Origin of the sequence: Brakhagea slesvicensis (assembly GCF_052161625.1) — a bacterium.
Classification (GTDB): Bacteria; Planctomycetota; Planctomycetia; order Pirellulales; family Pirellulaceae; genus JBKCUI01.
The window spans coordinates 5197337-5216893 of the sequence record NZ_CP197412.1 but is presented as its reverse complement, the minus strand read 5'-3'; the positions used below and the strand labels follow the sequence as shown (position 1 = coordinate 5216893).

The 19557-nt window shown below is 53.5% G+C and carries 18 protein-coding genes; 3 read left to right on the top strand and 15 right to left on the bottom strand.

Features of this window, described 5'->3' with window-relative positions; genetic code table 11:
- Positions 1-24 precede the first annotated feature (24 nt).
- The 6 genes from msrA to SH467x_RS19895 all read right to left on the bottom strand — a co-directional run bounded on the left by msrA (position 25) and on the right by SH467x_RS19895 (position 7635).
- Positions 25-735 (bottom strand): peptide-methionine (S)-S-oxide reductase MsrA, encoded by a 711-nt coding sequence (msrA, locus tag SH467x_RS19920; RefSeq protein ID WP_482368840.1) that lies wholly within the window; start codon positions 733-735, stop codon positions 25-27.
- 58 nt (positions 736-793) lie between these two features.
- On the bottom strand, positions 794-1495 hold the full coding sequence (gene coaE, locus SH467x_RS19915) for a dephospho-CoA kinase (RefSeq protein WP_482368839.1): 702 nt from the start codon (positions 1493-1495) through the stop codon (positions 794-796).
- 343 nt (positions 1496-1838) lie between these two features.
- A complete protein-coding gene (locus SH467x_RS19910) occupies positions 1839-2363 on the bottom strand; it encodes a hypothetical protein (RefSeq protein WP_482368838.1) in 525 nt (174 codons plus the stop codon).
- Between the two features lie 68 nt (positions 2364-2431).
- Positions 2432-5662 (bottom strand): efflux RND transporter permease subunit, encoded by a 3231-nt coding sequence (locus tag SH467x_RS19905; protein ID WP_482368837.1) that lies wholly within the window; start codon positions 5660-5662, stop codon positions 2432-2434.
- A 4-nt stretch (positions 5663-5666) separates the two neighbouring features.
- Positions 5667-7151: an efflux RND transporter periplasmic adaptor subunit gene (locus SH467x_RS19900; RefSeq protein WP_482368836.1), complete on the bottom strand. Its 1485-nt coding sequence runs from the start codon at positions 7149-7151 to the stop codon at positions 5667-5669.
- Positions 7152-7245: 94 nt separating this feature from the next.
- Positions 7246-7635: a hypothetical protein gene (locus tag SH467x_RS19895; RefSeq protein ID WP_482368835.1), complete on the bottom strand. Its 390-nt coding sequence runs from the start codon at positions 7633-7635 to the stop codon at positions 7246-7248.
- Between the two features lie 326 nt (positions 7636-7961).
- Here SH467x_RS19895 and SH467x_RS19890 point away from each other — a divergent pair, with 326 nt between their 5' ends.
- The gene (locus SH467x_RS19890) at positions 7962-8408 is read left to right on the top strand and encodes an RbsD/FucU family protein (protein WP_482368834.1); all 447 of its coding nucleotides are present in this window, start codon (positions 7962-7964) and stop codon (positions 8406-8408) included.
- Positions 8405-9235, top strand: a complete 831-nt coding sequence (locus SH467x_RS19885; protein WP_482368833.1) for an amidohydrolase family protein — start codon at positions 8405-8407, stop codon at positions 9233-9235. The genes SH467x_RS19890 and SH467x_RS19885 overlap by 4 nt, the downstream gene beginning before the upstream one ends.
- Positions 9236-9242: 7 nt before the next feature.
- On the opposite strand, the gene SH467x_RS19880 is transcribed toward SH467x_RS19885, so the two are convergent.
- The 8 genes from SH467x_RS19880 to SH467x_RS19845 all read right to left on the bottom strand — a co-directional run bounded on the left by SH467x_RS19880 (position 9243) and on the right by SH467x_RS19845 (position 17751).
- The gene (locus tag SH467x_RS19880) at positions 9243-10631 is read right to left on the bottom strand and encodes an MFS transporter (protein WP_482368832.1); all 1389 of its coding nucleotides are present in this window, start codon (positions 10629-10631) and stop codon (positions 9243-9245) included.
- Positions 10632-10775: 144 nt separating this feature from the next.
- The gene (locus SH467x_RS19875; RefSeq protein WP_482368831.1) at positions 10776-12476 is read right to left on the bottom strand and encodes a SufS family cysteine desulfurase; all 1701 of its coding nucleotides are present in this window, start codon (positions 12474-12476) and stop codon (positions 10776-10778) included.
- Positions 12477-12527: 51 nt separating this feature from the next.
- Entirely contained in the window at positions 12528-12917 is a 390-nt protein-coding gene (locus SH467x_RS19870; protein WP_482368830.1) for a metal-sulfur cluster assembly factor, read from the bottom strand.
- Between the two features lie 68 nt (positions 12918-12985).
- Positions 12986-13294, bottom strand: a complete 309-nt coding sequence (locus tag SH467x_RS19865) for a non-heme iron oxygenase ferredoxin subunit (protein WP_482368829.1) — start codon at positions 13292-13294, stop codon at positions 12986-12988.
- Positions 13295-13359: 65 nt separating this feature from the next.
- Entirely contained in the window at positions 13360-14685 is a 1326-nt protein-coding gene (sufD, locus tag SH467x_RS19860) for a Fe-S cluster assembly protein SufD (protein ID WP_482368828.1), read from the bottom strand.
- Between the two features lie 2 nt (positions 14686-14687).
- Complete coding sequence (gene sufB, locus SH467x_RS19855; RefSeq protein WP_482368827.1) at positions 14688-16097, bottom strand: Fe-S cluster assembly protein SufB; 1410 nt, start codon at positions 16095-16097, stop codon at positions 14688-14690.
- Positions 16098-16136: 39 nt separating this feature from the next.
- Positions 16137-16958 (bottom strand): Fe-S cluster assembly ATPase SufC, encoded by an 822-nt coding sequence (gene sufC, locus SH467x_RS19850; protein WP_482368826.1) that lies wholly within the window; start codon positions 16956-16958, stop codon positions 16137-16139.
- A gap of 67 nt (positions 16959-17025) precedes the next feature.
- Positions 17026-17751, bottom strand: coding sequence for a helix-turn-helix transcriptional regulator (locus tag SH467x_RS19845; protein ID WP_482368825.1), 726 nt, complete (start codon positions 17749-17751; stop codon positions 17026-17028).
- Positions 17752-17880: 129 nt separating this feature from the next.
- Between SH467x_RS19845 and SH467x_RS19840 the strand changes: the two genes are divergently transcribed.
- On the top strand, positions 17881-19197 hold the full coding sequence (locus SH467x_RS19840; protein WP_482368824.1) for a class II aldolase/adducin family protein: 1317 nt from the start codon (positions 17881-17883) through the stop codon (positions 19195-19197).
- Here SH467x_RS19840 and SH467x_RS19835 read toward each other — a convergent pair.
- Positions 19171-19557, bottom strand: a complete 387-nt coding sequence (locus SH467x_RS19835) for a DUF3817 domain-containing protein (RefSeq protein ID WP_482368823.1) — start codon at positions 19555-19557, stop codon at positions 19171-19173. The genes SH467x_RS19840 and SH467x_RS19835 overlap by 27 nt on opposite strands.

Genomic DNA, 19557 nt, shown 5'->3' with positions numbered 1-19557 from the left:
AACGCACTTGGGAGTACCGTCCTCTTATTCTTTGCTTGGTTTGTTCTTCTTGTTGTTGACCGAGAATTCTTTGAACAGTCGCTCAAATTTAACCACTTTGCTGGCAACAACATTCTGGCAATAGGGGTTGCTCTTGTTCAGATTGAAATAGTTTTGGTGGTAGTCTTCGGCAGGGTAGAAAACGTCCAATGGAGTCACTTCGGTGACGATCGGTTGGTTATACACTTTCTCTTCGTTGATCTTCTTAATCACGGCTTCGGCCGAATCGCGTTGCTCGTCAGACGTATAGAAGACGGCAGAGCGGTACTGGGTTCCAACATCCGCCCCTTGCCGATTCAGGGTCGTCGGGTCGTGCGTCTTGAAGAAGATGACCAGAATCTGCTCACGCGAAACGATCTCGGGGTCGAAGGTTACTGCAGCAACCTCAGCGTGCCCGGTCAGTCCGGTGCAAATTTCTTTGTAGGTTGGGTTCTTCTTGGTGCCACCTGTGTAACCCGAAACTACCTTGGTCACGCCGTGAACGCGTTGGAACACAGCCTCTACACACCAAAAACAACCACCTCCGACCGTAATCGTTTCCAATTTTTTTTCTCCTTGCGTCTCACCCGTAGGTGTTTCTTGCGTCTTGGCCGAAGGTTTCGAGGATTGAATCGGCGCTGCGACAAGCATTCCTCCGAGGATTGCGAAGGCTGCCAAGGCCGGGGTGAATCGACAAATCGGTTTGCACTGCAACATTTGGTAGGTCCTTAAGGAATCAGGGGGGCGGCGTACCTATTCCATTCTAGCACGAGGATCAAGCCCGACCAGCAACGTCGCCCCTGCCATCGCGGTTCTCTGCCTGATCCCCGACCGTAGTGCGAAGAAAGGCTGCATCCACCTGCCGCTCAAGTTCCTCCAGAGACCCGTTATTGATGATCACGTGGGTGGACCGCGACTTCTTCTCCTCGATGCCCAGTTGCGCCGCCTCCCTTTCTTTCAACTGCTCTGGGGTCCATCCGCGAGCAGCGGCATACGTCTCTCGACGCTCTCGCGGGGTGTCAACGAACCAAATTTCGTCGCAAACTGGGTGCCAGTTCCGTTCGAAAAGGAGGGGGATATCCAACGCTAAAAGTCCACAAGTGTTTCTGGCCTTCCAATCTTGGATGATGGACATCAGTCTTGCGCGGATGCGAGGTTGAACGACCTCCTCTAAGGCCTGTCGTCGCAACCGGTGAGAATCGGTCTCTCCAAAAACCAGCGACGCAACCTTCTTTCGATCGATTCGCAAAGGCGTTCCATTTCCGACGGTGCTCGAAAGGAGTACATCGTCTCCGAAGATTCCGCAAATCTCACCAATCACCTCGGGATCAGAAAGCACTTCGTGGGCGACCGAATCGGCATCAACGACCGTTGCTCCTCGCTCGTGAAGGAACCGGGTCACCAAGCTTTTCCCGCTTGCAATTCCACCGATCACCCCAACGATCGTTCTGGCATCCTTGGACTTGATTTGTGACACAGCGATCCCCCACCCTCCCCTATCATCCCATCGCAAGCAACCCCAGCGCATACCACCCAGCCGCAGCCTGCCAACCGATTGACACCCAGCCGCAGGCTGCTAATCGTTTAACAGTCAGCCGTAGGCGTACACGTCGCGCATCAGCCAACCTTCGACGCACATTATCCACTATACACGATGAGTCCACCACATACCTACCAATGCCCATGTCTTTGGGAGCGCCTTCGGCGAATAGTCATGCGAGTGGTCGCCTGCGGATGACTGTTAAACAAACGGTCCGTAGATGGTGGAGCGTCACGATGCCGATAGCAGCGTAAAGAGATGGATAGTAACTATGGATTGCCTACTCATGCCCAGCATGATCTTGATGGGCGTGATCTTCATGATGGATCTCGCCACGGTATGCCTTCCCTCCAATCATGACGCTTAGTTTCGCATTGCCATGATTGTGCTCAAGTTCCTCAACAAGCTCAGCGTTTTGCAGCGAGAACCTTGACGATTTGCCCGCAGGATCCGCTGCCTCGGGCACCGGCGACAACTTGTACTGCGATGGCTTTCCATCATGTGCAAGATTGATTATCAGCTCGGAAGCATCGATTGGGACCGCCTTGATTGCAGATCCATCGAGAATATAGATCGTCACCTGTTGAGCGTCGTGGATTAGTTCCGCGTGATACTCCTCTTTACCCAATTCAATTAACGTACCCTGGTGAGGACCTACGGTGGGATGTGCGTGTTCTTCACCGGATGAGGCGGCAGCTTGATGATCCGACTTGATCGATTTCGATTCTTCTACGGAAGCGGGATTACCATTGCAACCTGCTACGATCAACACTGTGGAAACGGCACAAAAGAGAAATAGTTTCATAGACTGTTCACTTTCCTTGAAATAAAAAATGTGAGTTAGCGATTGGAATTAGTCCGATGGGAAAGGACCTAAACGAACGCGGATTGACTCGCGTCTTGTAGTGTGAGTTGCGAGCTTGATGCCTGAATGGCTCGTTCGGCTGAGCGAGTGCCAAAGAGCCAAAACAGTGCGGGATGGACAAAGAAATCGAGCATCGTGGAGCTGACCACGCCACCCAAGATCACCGTAGCGACGGGATAGAGAATCTCTTTCCCGGGCTCACCGGCGGAGAGCACTAAAGGAATCAGCGCAATTCCTGCTGTCAATGCCGTCATCAACACCGGCGCAAGACGCTCCAGCCCTGCGCGAACAATCATCTCTTTGGTAAAGCTTTCACCTTCGAACTCCACCAGATGGATGTAGTGTTGGAGCAGGAGCACTCCGTTTCGCGATGCGATTCCCGCCAACGAAATAAAACCGACCATGGATGCGATCGTTACCGTTTGGCCGGTTATCACAAGTGCCGCAACCGAACCGATGAAAGCCATGGGAAGTGCTGCCATGACTTGCAATGCCAAGTTGACGGTTCGGAAGAGGGTAAATAAAACAAGGAATACGCCGACCAGCGAAACGATAAATAGTATTCCTATCACGCGACTTGCCGACTGCTGGCTTTGAAACTGCCCCTCATAAGTCGGATAGTATCCTGCTGGAAGTGTCGCGACGATCGGCTCAATGACCTTCTTGATGTCTTGAACGACGTCCACTACTCCTCGATCTGCGACATTGCACTGAATGACGATGCGACGGCGTACATTCTCACGATTGACGGTATTCGGCCCTCCTGACTCGTAAATCCGAGCCAGGTTCCCCAAAGGAACGGTGCCTCCATCTGGTAGCTGGATGGGTAACCTACGAAGGGAGTGGATATCTTCTCGATAGTCCTCTTGCATACGCACAGTCAAATCAAACGTCCGCATCCCGTCCAAGACCTCTGACGTTACTTTGCCATTCATTGCGGTTTCCACAAATCGATTGACGTCATGGACCTGAAGCCCCAGCTGCTTCAATTGCGATCGATCCATCTCGATACGCAACTGCGGAATGATGACTTGCGGCTCTACCATCAAATCGGTCACACCTGGCACCATTGCCATTTCGGCCTTTATCTGCTCAGCCTTCTGTCGCAACAAATCAAGGTCGTCCCCATACAGTTTGACCCCTACTTGGGCTTTCACGCCGGAGAGCATGTGCGAAATCAAATGAGCGATTGGTTGTTCCGTTGCCGTGACGATCCCCGGAATCTGATCCATAGAATTGCGAATACTTTGCAACTGTTGCTCGCGTGATCGAGTCGAGTGAGGATCAAGCTCGATCAAGTACTCGCTCATATTGACCCCTTCCGCATGCTCGTCCAGCTCGGCGCGGCCAGTTCGTCGCACGAATCGTTGCACATCGGAAAGCTTCATCAATTCAGACTCGACCGTCCGATTGATTCCATTGGACGCAGTGAGCGAAGTGCCTGGTGGTAAAACGACGTTCAGCTGCACCGTTCCTTCGTTAAACGGCGGCAAGAAATCCCGCTCCAACCGCGATAGAAAAAGTGCGGACAGGACAACCAAACAAATGGTTACGCCCAAATTGAACCAAGGGAATGCGAGACTGAAGCGAATGATCCGCTCACCGATCCACTTGACGCCCTGCAACACCCAACCATCGCGGGCATCTTGGTTGGTCCCCATATTTCCTAGCAACCAATAGGACAACACCGGTGTGACGGTGAGCGAGACCAACAGCGATGCCAGAATGGATACGATGTAGGCGACTCCGAGCGGAACAAAAAGTTTGCCTTCCATTCCCCCAAGAGCGAACAGGGGCATGAAGACGAGGATCACAATCATCGTGCTAAAGACTATCGAACGACGCACCTCCGAGCTGGCGCGGTAAACAACAACCAAGGGATGCAAGGCGTTTCCTGCTGCCCCATTCTCCTTCAGCCTTCTATAAATATTCTCTACATCGACAATCGCATCATCCACCAATTCCCCCATCGCGACGGCTATTCCACCGAGTGTCATCGTATTGATCGAAAGTCCAAAGGCAGTAAAGATCAATGCGGTCATCACGAGCGACAACGGAATAGCAGTTAGCGTGATAAATGTTGTTCTCAAGTTCATCAAAAACAGAAACAAAACGATCACGACGAGGATCACGCCGTCGCGCAAAGCTTCTTCCACATTTTGGATCGCTCGATCGATGAACGACTTTTGCGAATACATGGTTTCGATCTGGACACCGGGCGAGAGAGAAGGCCTGAGTTCCTCGAGAGCATCGACAATTTCGTCCGTGACAGCGCGCGTATCTGCGTTGGGCTGCTTATTCACTGTAAGGACGACGGCAGGTCCACCGGAGAAAGTACTATTGGAGAATGAAGAACCTGTTTTAGGTTGGCCACTCTCGCCTCTTGTTTCAGCCTGCCTTACAAAAGCAGACGAATCACCTCGTTGGACTTGCGCACCCTCCAGGATTTCAGCCACCTGGGAAAGTAGAACGGGTCGACCTTCACGAATGGTGATGGGAATATCCTGCAAATCGCTGATCGATTGGATACGTCCCAGGCTACGTACCAGGAATTCGCTTGGTCCCTGCTGATCCAAATAGCCACCCGTGCCATTCTCGTTGCTCTTGCTGACAGCCTCTTCGACCTTTTCGAGAGTTACACCATATCGGGTCATTGCGTCGGGGTTCACTCTCACTTGAAACTGCTTGCGTTCGCCCCCCATGGTGAAGACTTGCGAAACGCCAGGGATCGTAAGCAATCGCTGGCGGACGACCCAATCAGCTTCTGTTCGTAGAGCCATCGGCGATACGTCCGGATTCTCCGTCCACATACAGACCATCAGAATCTGCCCCATGATCGACGAAATAGGTGCCAGTTGAGGTTGAATCCCGTCAGGCAAACGGTCTTGCACCATTTGCATTCTCTCCGCGACGATTTGCCGGTCGGAATAGACATCGGTGCCATAGTCGAACTCCACATAAATCACGGAGATGCCGACACCGGAGGAGCTCCTTACGGCTTCCACTCCATTTGCACCATTGATCGCCGTTTCGATGGGAAAGGTGATCAGCGTCTCGACTTCTTCGGGTGCCATGCCCGGTGCTTCGGTCATGATCACGACACGCGGGCGGTTCAGATCGGGGAAGACGTCGATGGGCATTCGCACGATTTGCCACGTACCGACCCCGACCATTGCAATAGCGAGGGTGATCACCAGCAGGCGTTGTTGCAATGCAAAACGGATTAGTGAGTTGAGCATTTTGTTAGTGATTATGCCCCGCGTGAGGATCGACTGCAGAACCGGACTTGTTCTTCATGGCCATTTGCATCTGGTGGGCAGATCGCATGGCGATAATATCCCCTGGATAGATCGACCCGTCATTTTCAATAACGACATTGCGTTGGTCGCGATGCTTCACATGGACGGAAACTCGGTCGAAGTGGTCGCCGTTCTGCTGAAAGACAAACCAATCCGCGCCGTCTTTCACTGCGGCATCGACAGGCAGGACGATCTGCCCCTCCCAAGCTTCTGTAGGGACTCGAACCTCCAGTCGCTGCCCAACGCGGTACTTCCACGTAACAAATCGCTGCCCCTCCGCAGAGTCTTCGTCTCGCAGCTTGGTGTTGGGTAGGTCCACGAAGAAAGAAAGAGTGCGTGACTGAGAATCGACGGCATTGGCAACGAATGCCAAATTCAATCCGGAGACTGTCTCCTGACCGTCGACGCCAGGAAAGATGGCTTCAACAGGCCACCCATTCGCAGCCACTTCCGCTATGGCAGGTGCATCCTGCTCAAAGGCTTTACCCTCCACATAGAGCGACGAATAGTCGGAGAGCGTGCACAGCATCTCACCCGCCTGCACCCCTTGCCCTTTCGAGACACTTAATCGCTCGACAATCAATGGAATCGATTCGGCACTCGATCGAGTCGGTTGGATGCTTGTTGGGAAGGATGCAGTCAGAATCCGACGGTCGCTCAATCGAAGCGGATTCTCCTCGTGGGGATGGTCATCGATCTCCGGTGCAACAATGGTCAGATCTCGCAATAAACGATTCTCACGAATGATCGTATTGATCTGCTCGTCGCTCAAGCCATGCAATCGAAGAGCGGCTTGTTGTGCTGCGATCGTGCTCTGCAATTTCTGGAAGGCGTACTGACGCTCTAGCAACAATTTGCTTGCCACGGCGCCAGATCGAGTTACCTCCTCCAGTCTTGCGATTTCGCGTTGCTCCACCGCTAAGTCGGCATGATTCTTTAAGAACTGGGTTTGCGTGTCGACCAGCTCCTCGTAGGTAAGCCGGATTTTGAATAGCGTTTCACCAGGCTCCACGGCTTCGCCACTTACCGCATGGACGTGCTGTACGATCCCGACCATTGGCGAGGAGACTTGAATTTCCGTTCGACCTGGCTTGGCGATGACCATCGCCGGGATGGTGATCGTTCGATAGAAATTCGACAGCTTGACCGGTTGAAGATATTCATCGGTCAATCCTAGATTCTTCAGAGATTGAGGCGTCAACTCGATCGAGTTACTCTCTCCACTTGCGGAATTTTCTTCCTGATGCCCATCCGCGTCCGACTTCTTCGGCACGGATTCCTTGCGTGCCGCGACCGTGTTATCGATCCACGCGTTCAATCCAGGCCACCAGCGAGGAAACGTCCAAGCCCCGACTACTAATAACAGGATCCCCACCCCCCATCGCAACGCTGGGCTGCGGAGGATCGATCGAATGGAATAGCTATTCATAATTCACAAACAGAGGAGACGACGACCTTCGAAAACCAAAGAAGAGGCGACCGATGAACGCATTCAAGATGCGACAGTCGCCAAAGGCTTTCGGCTAGATGAGCCAAACTTGCAAGGAAGCACGACAGGAGAGCGGCTTGGGCGGCCCTCCTCCCTCTACTGTTCGCTGCGATATCGTGGAGACAGAAACCATCCTGAAGTCCAGCATCGGTTCAAGCCAACACTCGTCGGATGTCGCTTTCCAATCAAGCAATGCGACCGTACGAACCGAAACGTCGAATACACAATGGGAGTCATTGCAAGGACTCGAGTGGCCGTCTTTATCGCTCAAGCACCCAACGTCAGCAGAGCTCACCGCTAAGTCGGGAGTGGAAACGGAATCCAAATTTGCTTTGGGATCGGTTTCGGCTTCGTCATGCCCTTGCTCAGAGGTATGCGCATGATCGCAGCAATCCTCGACATGCGAGTGCACTGGATCTCGCATGCAGCTTCCATGCGACAAACAGCACCCCAATACTGCATGCGCAGCAAAGGTGAGGAGCGTTAGGATTCGCAGAGACAGATTCATGCCAAGCCAAATTTTCGAGTTGCCGATTGAAACTCGCGTTGGAGATCGAAATTTCAGTCTAAGGAAATCTTGCAAGGGTAACTAGCTCAGTATTGCAAATTTGGCGATTAGTCGGCCTTATTTCGCAAGGTGAGTTTTCACCGCGAGATCTTGCCGGCCTAAAACAGCTTGCAGTCCCATGGTATAAGTAGGTTCCCTAGTTCATTTCCAACTTTTGCTCACTTTGATCGCAGGCCTCTCGCATGCTCAAGACGTCGCTCCTTCACCCTCAAATCCTCCAAGCCATTTCTCGCGCTGGCCACCACGCGAAAATTCTCATCGCGGACGGAAATTACCCTGCTTCGTCGAAGAAAGGTCCGAATGCAGAACTGGTGTCATTGCAATTGACCCCAGGCGTTCCGACCGTTGCGCAGGTTCTGCGTCCGCTGCTTGAGATTCTGCCGATCGACCATATCCATACCATGGGAATCGATCCTTCGGATGAGTACGCGCTAAAAACGGATCCGGTCGTGTGGGGCGAGTATCGGTCAATCATGAAGGAGCTTGCATTCAAAAGGGATCTCGAGCCGATTATGAAATGGGAATTCTACGACTCGGTCATGTCGGATGATCATGTGCTTACCATCCAGACGGCCGATCAAGCGACTTGGGCAAATCTCCTACTAGTCGTTGGAGTTCGCACGTCATGAGAATTGACTCGCACCAACATTTCTGGAATTACGACCTTGCGCAGTACGATTGGATTCCGCAGGGCTCGAGCATTCATCGCGACTTTGGCCCTGGCGACTTAAAGCCATTGCTCCTGTCAGCCAACTTGGATGGTTGTGTCGCAGTTCAAGCCCGACAATCGCTCGTCGAAAACGAGTACCTGTGTAAACTCGCCTCGCAGCATGACTGGATTCAGGGAGTCGTTGGCTGGATCGATCTTCGAAGCGAACAGGTGGAGGAACAGGCTGCTGCATTTGGGGCGCTGCCCAAGGCAGTGGGGGTGCGCCATGTGGTGCAGGGGGAGACCGATCCCGAATTCATGGCTCGCGAACCGTTTCGACGAGGGATTTCGAAGCTTCGAAAACATGGCTTGGTCTATAACATTCTTATTTTTGAACACCAGCTTGACGATGCAATCGCCCTCGTGAAGGCCTTTCCTGATCAGCCTTTCGTTATCGATCACATCGCCAAACCGAGAATCAAGGAAAAGAGTATCCGAGGCTGGAGCGAGAAGATGACGGAAATCTCTCATTACGCGAATACATCCATCAAACTTTCTGGGATGGTGACCGAGGCAGATCATGCGAACTGGAAGCTGTCCGATCTCGAGCCTTATTGGGAGATAGTCTTACAAGCTTTTGGGCCCGAACGCATTCTGTTTGGTTCCGATTGGCCTGTAATTCGGCTTGCGTGCAGCTACGAACGCTGGATCGAGATTGTCTCGCGTTGGCTGGACCGGCTCCCGCCGCAGGATCGTGAAAAGATTTGGGGAGAGAATGCGAAACGAATTTACAGGCTCGGTCGTTAGGCGCATCCTACGCTTCTGCTGGTAGTCGATACCACCACACGATCGGCAGGAGCAGGATCGCAAGCATCCAGAAAATGGAGGAGACGGGCCAGCCAATCGCCGTGGTGATCGCAAGGAAAATTTGATAGAGCGGTCCTGCGATAAGCACCCCGATGAAGTTCGCCAGATTCATCGTGCCGATCATCCTCCCCTTCAAGACAGAGGGGGGGCGCTTCTGCATAAAGACTTGGATGGGAATGATGAACACGGCCGCGAACATCCCCGTCGCGATCAATCCAAGCAACGCGCCCCAATATCCAAGAAGGTGTTGGCCCCCTGGTTGCCATGCCCCAATAGCGATAAGCGATACAAGCATGCCGACGGTCCCGAGGAAGACTTGAGACCGCGGCCTCAGACCTCGCATCACCAGGTTGGCACTTACCGCACCAAGAATGATGCCGATAGCCAACCCTCCCGTTAGGATGCTGGTGTTCAAGTCCAGCGCCACTTTCAATTGATTCTTACCGAGAATATTGACCGTGGGCATCACGACTCCGGCGATCACATAGAACATGCTCGAAACGAGGATGGAAAGCAGGAGTGGCCGATCCTTCGTTAACAGTTCTCTCATTTCCTTGCTAATGCCAAAGTCCTTCGCGGAAAGCTTGGCAGCTTGCTGGGCCGGTGGAGTCGAACGAATGAGAAAAGAGGTTGCGGTTCCAATTACCGCGACGCCAGTGCAGACCAGTGAACCGATCCACAAATTACTAAAATCCAAACTCTTGTCTGGACGAACGACGACCAGCACATCCTTTAACCCACCTGCAGCGACAACTCCAAGAATGATGGCCAGAAAAGTGGACATCAGGATCAAGCCGTTTGCCCTCGGCAACTCGTCGTCTCGAAAGAGCTCCGGCAATATGCCATATTTGCTGGGACCAAAAAGGGTGCTGTGAACTCCCATCCAAAAGAGGACGGTCCAAGTTCCAATATCTCCAAGGCTGGAATACCAAAGAAAGGCTACGACTGCGAGCAAGGTGATGACGATCTCGGCCAGCTTGCAAAGCACGATAATCTTGCTTTTGCTGAAACGGTCGGCAAGGTACCCGGCAAAACCACTAAACAAGACGAACGGTAGACTGAATAAGGCAGTGGCATACCCCTGCATGTCTTCCCCCACAGCTGCACCCGCCGCGGGAATCGCGATCAAGAGAATGAGCTGCTTGTAGAGATTGTCGTTGAACGCCCCTAGAAACTGCGTGATGGCCAGCCCCCAAAAGGAACGGTCCTGAAGGATAGAACCCTTCGGTTTTCCTGTCGTTCCACGCTCGTCAGCTCTCGCATCGGGTTGGGACGCATCGGGTTGGGAGGTCGAGACGTCTGTCTCACTTGTCGTAGAAGGACCTTCGGTGCTCACGATGGGAATTCCAAGCGAAAATCGAGTGGTGGCTGGGACCGACGCACGTTTCAGGCGCAGGCCCCGGCGATCCCCTTTGCAGCGATCATTCTACACCTGACCTAACGATCCGATGCAATGCGGATCGAATAAAGAAAGTCGGAATTAGCGAAAGAGTGAAGCTGCATCGTGCACAGCAGCTACCAGCCTGTCCACTTCCTCAATCGTGTTGTAAAGGTAGAAACTGGCCCGGCAACTGACGGAGATTCCAAGCCGATGATGAAGAGGCATTGCACAGTGATGTCCTACCCGAACAGCAATCCCGCGCGAGTCCAAAAAACGAGCGACAGAATCGCCGTGAACCTCTGCTAGATTGAACGAAACAATCCCCGCTCGCTCCCCGAGCTTGGGCGAATAAATCGAAACCCCAGGAATCTCTCGAAGACCTTCGATCGCCCTGTCCGCCAAAACTCGCTCGTGATCCCGCAATGCGGACCCACCAAGCTTCTCCAAAAACTCAATCGCAGGTTGAAACGATACGATCTCGGCAATCGCAGGCGTGCCAGCCTCGAATCTGTGTGGCAGACCGGCTTCGGTGAATCCCTCTTTCGTAACAAGCTTGATCATATTCCCCCCGCCCTGCCAAGCGGGCATGGCCTCCAGGATCTCCCTACGGCCCCAAAGCACTCCCACTCCCGAGCTTGCAAGCATCTTGTGGCCGCTGAAGACGACCCAATCTGCATCCCAATCCTGAACGGACAAAGGACCATGAGGTACGGCCTGCGCGGCGTCGATCAGTACCTTCGCACCGAATTGCTTTGCTTCCCGAACAACCTGTTGCACCGGATTGACAGTCCCCAACACATTGGAAACGGCCGTTATCGATACCAATTTCACTTTGGGAGAGAGCAACGCTTTGTAAGCGTCCATGTCGATTTGAAAGTCATCGTCGATAGGGATCCAACGGAGTCTTACACCGCACTGCGAGGCTAGTTGCTGCCAAGGAACGATGTTTGCATGATGCTCCATCTCCGAGAGGAGAATCTCATCCCCCTCGGACAATCGAGATCGCCCCCAACTCTGGGCAACACAGTTGATCGAAGCGGTAGTCCCCGACGTAAAGATAACCTCGTCGGCGGAGGGAGCATCGATGTAGCGACGAACGGCTTCCCGCGACGCCTCCATCTTCTCGGTGGTAGTTCCAGCCCACTCATGACCCGAGCGATGAACATTGGAGTAATGCTCTCGGAACACGCTGGAAATCGCTTCGATGACTTGCACAGGTCGCTGTGACGACGCGGCGTTGTCCAAGTACGCGATGGCCACCCCGGAATTGCTCTTTTGGGCGAGAATAGGGAAGTCCTCGCGAATTGCATCAATTTGTTCGGTGATCGCCGGCTTCGTTTCGTCCGCTCGTCTCGATGCAGGGGTGGTAGTGGGTAGTTGAGGGGTACCCTCCACCAGCTTCTCCAATGCGAACTCCCGCACCCGCTTGATCATGGAATTCAATCCATTGCTTCGAAGCGGTGAAAGGAAGGACTTCAAGTGGAGGTCTTCAAAGATGGTCTCGATGGGGAACTCGAGAATCGCTTGGGGTGTCTTTCCGCTGAAAGCAGAAACAAGAATCGCGGCCAATCCCCGTACCATTGGGGCGTCGCTGGATGCCTCGAAGGTGAACTCGGTCCCATCCCAGTGGGGCACGAACCAGACCATGCTCTGGCAGCCGACGACGCGATACTCTTCCGTGCAATACTCGCTGGACAAGTCCGGCAGCGAGCTCCCAAGTTCGATCAAGTATTGGATTCGCTCTTCTGGAGTCTCGAGATCCCGGAATTCCTCGACCAAGTCCTCTAACGAATCCATCATGATTCCAATTGTTTCAACTTTAGAATAGGTGCCGTTCCGCGAATGGAAGACTTAGAATATTCCGAGCTGATCGCGAGCGTCTTCTGTCATGCGATCGGGCGTCCAGGGTGGATCCATGACCACCTTGATGTCGACGGCCGCGACTCCTTCAATCGCCTCCACAACTTGACGGCTGTTGGCAACCAATTGAGGGCCAGCCGGACACATGGGGCTGGTCATGGTCATTTCAACATTGACGTTGAACTTCCCCTCGTCCGCGGGCTGAATATCCACCACATAGATCAGCCCCAAATCGACGATATTGACGAAAAGCTCTGGGTCGATGACTTGTTTGAGCTGCTCGCGAACATGGTCTTCCGTAATCACTTTGCTTATCTCCCAATCGCTGTCGTTGTTTGCCAAATAGATAAATTCGAAATGTGTGCCGATCGCTTGCCGCATGCGGGTTGCGCTCGCGGAACTCCTGTGCGAGAACGGGATTCGGCACCCGCACGAGGCCCCTAAGGCCCTTAATCTCGCAATTGAACGAAGACTTTGCCAGATTCCACCTTCACATCATGCGAGCATGTCGGCTCGGTGGCGGGCATGCACAATGCGTCCCCAGAGCGAAGATCGAACTTCGCTCCATGGCGAGGGCATGCGATGCAGTTCCCGTCCACTTCCCCTTCCCCGAGCGTACCGCCGTCGTGCGTACAAACATCATCGATGCAGTACACCTCGCCATCGATGAAAGTAACTAGCACAAACCGATCGTCGACTTCGAATGTCGCTGGAACATTGGGTTTCAACTCAGAGAGATCGCAAACGGAATGATACACTTTGGCTGGGAGAGGGTTGGTGTTGAGTTTTAGTGAATAGCGTGCTGATCAGTGCACAACACGCGCTAATCGACCTGACGCACTTGCCGGGCGATGGCGGCCCCGAGCGCCTCCCGTACCGACTCGATCGTGATTCGATCAAAGATCTGCTGAAAGAACCCGGTGACAATCATCAATACCGCCTCGCGACGCGTGAAGCCACGCGTTTGGGCGTAGAAAATCAACTCTTCGTCAACCCGCCCGCTCGTGCTGCCGTGCGTACATCGAACATCATCCGCCTTGATCTCCAGACCGGGAATGGAATCCGCCCGAGCATGGTCGCTCAGCATCAAATTGTCATTGCGCTGATAGCCGTCTGTTTTGTCGGCGCCTTCATCCACTTTGATCATCCCTCGCCATACCGTACGAGAGCGATCTTGGAGAACCGACTTATAAAGGAAGTCGCTAGTGCAATGCTGCGAGCAGTGCCTCTGGATCGTGTTGTAAGTCAAGTGCTGACGGTCGCGTGTGAACATGACTCCATTCACGAAGCTGCTAGCTCCCGGGGCAACCATCTCTACTTGCTGATCCACCTGCGCAAATCGGCTTCCCATGGCTGCCACCGTCCATTGGATTGTTGCATCCTGCCCAACGCTCGCCTTCTGATGCGCGAACGCCCAAACTTTTTGGCCCCAATCCTGCAAGCTCACAAAACGCAAATTGGACCGAGCTCCGAGGATTAACTCCACTCCACCGCAATGGAACCCCGAACCTTGCTCGGTTTCGCTGCTGCATTCGGTCAAAACCGTCGCTTGCGCACCTTCATCGAGCACCACGAGGGTATGGGCCAAATCGATTCCGCCCTCAAGCATCGCGGAATGCAAATGTAGCGGCTTATCCACCACCACATTCCTGGGAACATAGAGGAACGCACCATCGCTCCACATCGCGGCTTCCAAGGCTGCGAAGCGATCCGACGTGGTATCGATCAAGCTATGAAGGTGCTTCTTCACCACCTCTGCGTACTCTCGGCACGCCTTGGAAAGGGAACAGAATACAACCCCTTTCGCAGCCAAATCTGGATCGAGCGATTCCGATATGACCAATCCGTTGACACTGGAAATATCGCCCCCAACATCCACTCCGTCACGTAGTCGCACCGGGGCAGCGGTTGGTTCGATGGCCCGTGTTTCATCAACGGGCGCGTATTTATCCAGCTTGAACCCACGTAAATCGGAGCGCATCCAATTCTCATCTCGAGGATTCGGCCAATCCATTGCGTCAAAGGACTCCCAGACGCTCCGTCTCTTTTCTGTCAACCACACCGGGTCGATCCGCCTCGCGACGAACTCGTCAAAGCCTTCCCGCGAGAATTTCCCCAGAGACTCATTTGCGATCAATGCTGCATTCATAGCTAGCCCACCGATCCTTCCATTTGCAATTGAATCAGTCGGTTCATCTCGACCGCGTATTCCATCGGCAATTCCTTTACCAGCGGTTCGATAAAGCCGTTGACAATCATCGTGCTCGCTTCCGCTTCGCTCAAGCCTCGGCTCATCAAATAGAACATCTGCTCTTCACCGATGCGGGAGACGCTCGCTTCATGCCCAACGCTTACGTCTTGATCGAGTATCTCGATGTACGGGTAGGTGTCGCTACGACTCTTGGCGTCGAGAATCAACGCATCGCACACGACGTTGCACTTCGACTTCTTCGCGTCGCGCTCGACACGAACCAGCCCCCGATAACTGCTTCGCCCGCCGTTCTTCGAAATCGATTTGCTGATAATCTGCCCCGTGGTGTGCGGCGCTGCATGCACCAGCTTGGCGCCAGCATCCTGATGCTGACCATTGGACGCAAACGCGATCGACAGGATTTCACCACGAGCACCCGGCTCCATCATGTAAACGGCTGGGTACTTCATCGTGAGTTTGCTACCGAGATTACCGTCAACCCATTCCATGGTTGCATCGCCATAGGCAACAGCTCGCTTGGTCACCAAGTTGTAGATGTTGTTGGCCCAATTTTGGATTGTGGTGTACCGGCAACGGCTACCGCGTTTGCAAATGATCTCAACAACCGCGGAGTGGAGCGATTCCGAGGAATACATCGGGGCCGTGCAACCTTCGACATAGTGCACGCTGGCACCTTCGTCGACAATGATCAATGTCCTTTCAAACTGCCCCATGTTTTCCGCGTTGATGCGGAAATAGGCTTGGAGAGGAAACTCGATCTTCACTCCCTTTGGAACATAAATGAACGAGCCACCCGACCAAACGGCCGAGTTCAAAGCCGCGAACTTGTTGTCCGTCGGAGGAATGATCGTGCCGAAATACTCGCGGAGCAAGTCCGGGTACTCTTTGATCGCCGAATCGGTATCGGTGAAAATGACCCCTTGATTCTGCAAGTCTTCCTTGAGAGATCCATACACCACTTCGCTCTCAAACTGGGCTTTCACCCCTGACAAGAACTTTCGTTCCGCTTCGGGGATACCAAGCTTATCGAATGTGTCTTTGATCTCTTGAGGGACTTCATCCCAAGTACGACCCTGTTTGTCGGTCGGCTTCAAGTAATAAAAGATGTCCTGGAAGTTGACATCGATCGCCCCACCCCATGTGGGCATGGGTTTGGAATGGAAAATTTCAAGCGACTTTAGACGAAACTGCCGCATCCACTCCGGCTCATTCTTCATCTCCGAGATTTGATTGACGATCTCTACATCGAGCCCTTTACGAGCCTTGAAGACCGCTTTGCTGTCCGTTCGGAAATCATATTTGTTGATTTCGCCGAACTCTTCCGTGCTAGTGACGATGTCTGTTGACATGGATTTGCGCTTCTAAGGTAAGTGATTAACGAGTTCGATTTAGGCGGTAACGGGCTCTTCTTTAGCCAACATTTCTTGGTTCGCTGCTTCGGCATCCGGGTAGGTCTTTCGAATCCGCTCGTACCCGTGATCGTGAAGCTCCCTCGCCAACTCCGATCCGCCTGTTTCTACAATTCGCCCCCCCAGCATGACGTGGGTGAATTGAGGTGGGTTGTGCTCTAAGAGCTTGTCGTGGTGGGTGATGATCAATAGCCCCATCTTGTCTTTACCGATCTCAGCGATCGATGCACTGGCCAATCGAACTGCATCGGCGTCCAATCCACTATCGGTCTCATCCAGAATCGCGAACTTGGGAGATAACATGGCCATCGTCAAAATTTCGGAACGCTTCATTTCTCCACCCGAGAAACCATCGTTGACGTAACGACGCGCGAACTCGGCATCGATCTTGAGCTGCTCCATCTTGGACTTCAATTCCTTGCGAAACTCACGCATCGGAATCAAATCTTGACCCTCTTTGCGGTCCGGTCGGCGAACATTCGTCGTCGCATGCCGAAGGAAATCCGCCGTCTTTACTCCAGGGATGGCAATCGGTCTTTGAAACGCCATGAAGATCCCGGCGCGAGCTCGCGCGTCGGCTTCCCATTCGGTGATTTCCTCGCCATCGAGCAAGATCGATCCCGAAGTGATCTCGTAGTTCGGATGCCCCGAGATCGCCAATCCCAACGTACTCTTGCCCGAACCGTTGGGACCCATCAACGCATGGGTTTCTCCAAAGTGAATCGTCAAATTCACTCCGCGGAGGATCTCCTTGCCTTCAACAGAGACGTGCAGATTTTCAATTTTGAGAGTATGGGACATTTCGTGTTGTGAAAGATCGAGGGATAGAACAGGGATGTATTGTTTGTTTTTAGTAACAAGTGATGGACTAGCCGGGGCTGGATGCGATCGCTGCCGCCGTCACACCCGCCTCAGGACCGGGAACCGCTCGCGGCGTGAATTGACAACAACCATGTCCGTCCAGCCGACATTTCGAAAGCTCGACGGGGTGCCCTAACGCGGTGCTTAAAGCCATCTCCTCCAGATGACATGCCGAACGATCGTGAGGCTCGCTCACCAAATCGGGATAAGGACAGGCATGCACCTCAAGTATGGGTAGGTCTGCCGGTCCTGTCGCGAGACAACTGGGAACCTTGCGGTCGCTCAGCAATCCCGCCAAAATCCGCATCCGGTCCTCCAGACTGACGTCCGCCATCCCCAAACTCGCATCTGGGAACTCGGTGCGATACATCTCGCCTAGCCGATCCGCGACACCATGGACGAGCTTCGATTTGCTCTCCGAAGAATCCAGCGATTGAATCATGCTCCACAAAGCGATCGCCAAATCGCGATAGGAAACCCCGGCCTGCCGCCATCCTTTGTCGGTCAAGTAATAGGAGTAGGAAGGACGACCCCGCCCGAGAACGATTTTGCGTCGCTCGATGTATCCGGTGTTCTCCAGCCGATCAACCCTCTGTCGAATGGCCGTCGCCGTCACTTCAAGACGCTCCATCAAATCCTGAATGGAAAGCCCCTCCTCGCGGCGTAGCAAATCCAATACCAACTGGTCCACCGGTCGGATGGGATAGTCTTCTTGGCTAGCGGGTAAATCCATGGCGGTTACAATTTTCCGTTTGGCGTCATTCTTCGCTTCGTCTTCGAAGTGTAGCGAGCTGCCTCTTTTTGACAAGCTGCAGTGCGAAAAATAATTTGCTCGCGGCGATCCCTCCCAGGCGATACGACCATGTCGGAATTGACGCGGAATTGCATCCATCCCCGAGATGAAATCATGCAGGCGATGGAACGGATCTATCGCTATCGCATGACGACCACTTCCGGTGGGAACCTTTCGATTCGAGAGACGGATGGGAGCACCTGGATCACGCCGGCGCGCGTCGACAAAGGAAGCCTCTCGCGGTCCGATATTGTTCGAGTCGATCCCGAAAACCGTGTGGAAGGACCGCACCCTCCCTCCTCGGAATTCCCATTCCACGAAGCCATCTACCGTGTCCGTCCGGATATCCGAGCGATCGTTCACGCCCACCCTGTCGCATTGGTCGCCTTCAGCATCTGCCGCATGGTTCCTAACACGCGTATCTTCCATCAAGCCTACTTCATGGGTGGCAAAGTCGGCTTCGCCCCTTACGCGCTCCCCGGTAGCCGGGAATTAGGCGCGAATATCGCCGAACAATTCCGGATGGGGTGCGATAGCGTGGTGCTGGAAAACCACGGGGTCGTCGTCGGCGGCACGTCTCTTTCCCATGCTTTCCAACGTTTTGAGGCTTTGGAGTTTGCATCGAAGACATTGATCAAAGCACAACATCTGGGAAACATTCGCTACCTCGACGAGGAAGAACTCGCCATCGCCCATTCCCGACGTGTCTCGACCCGAACAATGATTCCAGGCCCCCCATGCCACTTGGAACTCGAATGTCGCAAGCAACTCATCGATTTCCTCAAACGCGGCTGCCGTCAACGTCTCTTGATCAGCACGGAAGGAAGCTACTCCGCTCGGCTGGGCAATGATTCGTTTCTCATCACCCCTTCGCAGCGCGATCGAGAACTCTTGCACGTCGAAGATCTTGTGCTGGTAGAAAAGGGTGCTCACGAGGAGGGGAAAACACCCAGTCGCGCTTCCGAGCTTCATCGCGATCTCTACATCCGCTATCCCAGCATTCGGTCGATCGTCTTCGCACACCCCGTCAACGCAACGGCCTTCAGTATCACAGATTCCCCGCTCGATGCTCGCACCATCCCTGAAAGCTACCTGTTTCTTCGGGAAGTCCCACGCATTCCATACGGTGCACAATATGTCGACGAACTCCGAGCGAATCTCACGCCGAAAACCATCGGTGACTTCATCCAGCCCAATAACCCGGCCGGTATCGTCGAAAACGACGGTGTGGTGGTGATGGGAACATCGATTCTCGACGCATTCGATCGCCTGGAAGTCTTTGAATCGACCGCTGAAGCGATCATCAACGCTCGCTCCATTGGAACGGTTTGCGCCATGCCTCCCGCCGTCATCGACGATCTACGACGTGCTTTTGGAATCAAGTGACATTCTCGTCGCGATTCGGCGATCCATCCAAAATGTTCCGAATGGAACCAGCGACGCGAGAAAGGCTTGAAGAAATACCCACGCTGGCCACTTCTTCAGCCATATAGCCAATGCAGCCAAGAACACATAGGCGACGAATAAAAAACCATGGGCTGCGCCGAAGATCTCCACGAGAATGGGCTCCTTCCATCCGTATTTCACTGGCATCGCTACAAACAGTAGCAACAGATAAGAAACTCCCTCCAATATCCCTATCACCCGAAACAAGGTTACGATTCGATTGCTACGCGGCGTGGCTTGGTCGCGAAAAGATTGAGTGTCACTGGCCGGCATTCCATGAGATTCCAATTTCGATTCCAT

Coding starts and splice junctions, on each gene's coding strand:
- msrA (WP_482368840.1), bottom strand. CDS start 735: ATGTTGCAGTGCAAACCGATTTGTCGATTCACCCCGGCCTTGGCAGCC.
- SH467x_RS19910 (WP_482368838.1), bottom strand. CDS start 2,363: ATGAAACTATTTCTCTTTTGTGCCGTTTCCACAGTGTTGATCGTAGCA.
- SH467x_RS19905 (WP_482368837.1), bottom strand. CDS start 5,662: ATGCTCAACTCACTAATCCGTTTTGCATTGCAACAACGCCTGCTGGTG.
- SH467x_RS19900 (WP_482368836.1), bottom strand. CDS start 7,151: ATGAATAGCTATTCCATTCGATCGATCCTCCGCAGCCCAGCGTTGCGA.
- SH467x_RS19895 (WP_482368835.1), bottom strand. CDS start 7,635: ATGCGAGATCCAGTGCACTCGCATGTCGAGGATTGCTGCGATCATGCG.
- SH467x_RS19890 (WP_482368834.1), top strand. CDS start 7,962: ATGCTCAAGACGTCGCTCCTTCACCCTCAAATCCTCCAAGCCATTTCT.
- SH467x_RS19885 (WP_482368833.1), top strand. CDS start 8,405: ATGAGAATTGACTCGCACCAACATTTCTGGAATTACGACCTTGCGCAG.
- SH467x_RS19875 (WP_482368831.1), bottom strand. CDS start 12,476: ATGATGGATTCGTTAGAGGACTTGGTCGAGGAATTCCGGGATCTCGAG.
- SH467x_RS19870 (WP_482368830.1), bottom strand. CDS start 12,917: ATGCGGCAAGCGATCGGCACACATTTCGAATTTATCTATTTGGCAAAC.
- sufD (WP_482368828.1), bottom strand. CDS start 14,685: ATGAATGCAGCATTGATCGCAAATGAGTCTCTGGGGAAATTCTCGCGG.
- sufB (WP_482368827.1), bottom strand. CDS start 16,097: ATGTCAACAGACATCGTCACTAGCACGGAAGAGTTCGGCGAAATCAAC.
- sufC (WP_482368826.1), bottom strand. CDS start 16,958: ATGTCCCATACTCTCAAAATTGAAAATCTGCACGTCTCTGTTGAAGGC.
- SH467x_RS19845 (WP_482368825.1), bottom strand. CDS start 17,751: ATGGATTTACCCGCTAGCCAAGAAGACTATCCCATCCGACCGGTGGAC.
- SH467x_RS19840 (WP_482368824.1), top strand. CDS start 17,881: ATGTCGGAATTGACGCGGAATTGCATCCATCCCCGAGATGAAATCATG.
- SH467x_RS19835 (WP_482368823.1), bottom strand. CDS start 19,557: ATGGAATCGAAATTGGAATCTCATGGAATGCCGGCCAGTGACACTCAA.